The 2,522-nt window shown below is 63.0% G+C and carries 2 protein-coding genes; both read right to left on the bottom strand.

Annotated elements, in window-relative coordinates; translation table 11 throughout:
* On the bottom strand, positions 1-1,468 hold a 1,468-nt coding region (locus ACYVDE_RS20095; protein WP_460503317.1), incomplete at its 3' end, for a carboxypeptidase-like regulatory domain-containing protein.
* 236 nt (positions 1,469-1,704) lie between these two features.
* On the bottom strand, positions 1,705-2,522 hold an 818-nt coding region (locus ACYVDE_RS20090; protein WP_460503316.1), incomplete at its 5' end, for a diflavin oxidoreductase.

Genomic DNA, 2,522 nt, shown 5'->3' with positions numbered 1-2,522 from the left:
GGGCGGCGGCCATGGCGGGCGCGAGGGCGGTGCCGGCGGCCAGCTGGCTTTGCAGCGCGGTGCGGAACTTGCCGCCCCACACGGCATTGGAGCCGTTCTGTAGGTCCAGGTTCAGGGCCAGGGGGTTGAGGTTGTAGGAGTTGCCGGTGTTTTCGAGCAGGGTGTAGGCGCGCACCACAAAGTCGGTGCCCTTCAGCTCGAGCTTGTGGTTCTGCACGGTCACGCCATCGAGCTGAATCTTATTGCCGCGCTGAAACACGCCGTCCATCAGCCCGAAACGGTAGCCGTAGCTCAGCTCCAGCTTATCGGTCAGCTTGTAGTGCAGGCTGGCGTCGGCCTTGATGTTGCGCACGATGGGATTGGTCAAATCCTTCTCGTAGTAGCCAGTGCGCGTCACCGTAAACGCCTGGTTTTTGCCCTGGTAGGGGATGGTGATGGTGAGCGAGGAGTTGGTATCGTCGCCGTAGCGGTTCCACAAATCAGCGGCGGGGTTGGCGGTGCCGGCCAGCTCGGGGAAAGCGGGGTTGGAGGTCGAAAGGCCCTGCGGGTTCTGGTCGGTCTGGTTGTTGGCCAGCCAGTCGGTGCCGCGCAGGTAGTCGAGGTTCACCTTGTAGGCCCAGCGGCTGCCCAGCGCCTGGGCGTAGCGAATGGCCGTTTCGGTGAGGGCGCTGGTATTGCGGTCGGCGGCGCTGCCCACGTGGTTCACGCCCACTTTCTGGTACACGCTCAGGCCCTGATAGGTGAAGGGGCTTTTGGTGGTGAGGTTGGCCATGCCGTTGATGGCGTTCATGCCGTAGAGGGCCGAGGCCGCGCCGGGCGTTACCTCCACGCTGGCAATATCCAGCTCGGTGGGCCCGATGGCGTTGCCCAGCGGTACGCCCAGCGTGGCGGCCTGCATGTCGACGCCATCCACCAATTGCATGAAGCGGAAGTTGTTCGGAATATTGAACCCCCGGGTATTAGGCACTTTAAAGGTGAGGCTGCTGGTGAGCATCTGCACGCCCTTCACGTTTTCCAGCGCATCGTAGAAGCTGGGCGCGGGCGTCTCTTTAATGGCGCGGATATCAAGCTTCTCAATGGCCACCGGCGATTTCAGCCGGCTTTCCTCTACCCGCGAAGCCGATACCACGACCTCATTGGTAAGCACGCCCTTGGCTTCGAGCGTCACGTTCAGCGGCTGGCTGCTGCTCACGATTTCCAGCTCCACGGCCTCGTGCCCCAGGGCATTGAAAACGAGCGTGAACGGGTAGGTGAGCTTGGCCTTGAGGGAAAACTTGCCCTCGCCGTCGCTCTGGGTGCCGGTGCTGGCGCCCTTCACGCTGATGCTAACGCCGGGCAGGGCTTCGTTGGTGCCCTTCTCGTGCACCACGCCGCTAATGGCGATGAGCTGCGTTTGGGCAAAGGCCGCGCTGAGGCTAGCCAGAAACAGGAGGAGAAAAAGGAGGAAGGAGGGGTAATAGGATTTCATGAATTTGGGGAGTTGAAGTCGAAGGGGAGGGGCTGGGAAGCGGGCGCATTCGACAACAACAGGGGGTGTGGGGCACGAAAGAGGTTTTCATAGTTGGTGTAAAGACAGTATCAGCCCGTCATGCAGAGCGCAGCGAAGCATCTCGCCTAGGGTAGTAAATCAATCGTCAGGATTAGAGGGGCACGCGAGATGCTTCGCTGCGCTCTGCATGACGGGTTTTCGAATTTTCGAGAGTGCTAGTACACGTCCTCCAAGTAGCGGCGCTGCTTGCGCAGGTTCTTCACGTAGGCCGCCGCGTCCTCGGCCGATACGCCAGCCTCTTTCTGCACCACCTGCGCCAGCGCCGTTTGCACGGCCCCGCCAAGGCGGTTTTTATCGCCGCACACGTAGAGCTGCGCGCCGCTTTCGAGCCAGCCGAAGACCTCGCGGCTGTTTTCGAGCAGGCGGTCCTGCACGTAGATTTTCTCGGCCTGGTCGCGGGAGAAAGCCACGTCGAGCTTGGTTAAGCCGCCTTTTTTGAGGTGCTGCTGCCACTCGGCCTGGTACAGGAAATCGGTGGTGAAGTGCGGGTTGCCGAACAGCAGCCAGTTGCGGCCAGACGCGCCCAGCTCGGCTCGCTCCTGCACAAAGGCGCGGAACGGCGCGATGCCCGTGCCCGCGCCCACCATGATGATGTCGGTGGCCGGGTTGGCCGGCAGCTTGAAGCACTCGTTGTGCTCCACGAACACGCGCACTTCGTCGCTCACCGCCACGCGGTCGGCCAGAAACGACGAGCACACGCCCTGTTTGCGGCGGCCGTGGGCCTCGTAGCGCACGGCGCCCACGGTGAGGTGTACCTCGTCGGGATGCGTGAGCAGGCTACTGGCGATGGAGTAGGCGCGGCTCGGCAGCGGGCGCAGGGTATCGGCCAGGGTTTGGGCGGTGAGCTGGTCGGTGGGGAAATCGGTAAGCAAATCGGCCACGTCGCGGCCGTAGAGGTAAGGTTGCAGGCGGGTGGTGTCGGCCAGCAGGCCGCGCAGCTCGGCGTGCGGGGCCAGGGCGGCGTAGCGTTCGA

It is taken from the genome of Hymenobacter agri (assembly GCF_054778495.1).
Note: the sequence above shows the minus strand (reverse complement) of the source record. Positions and strands in the feature narration are given on the sequence as shown.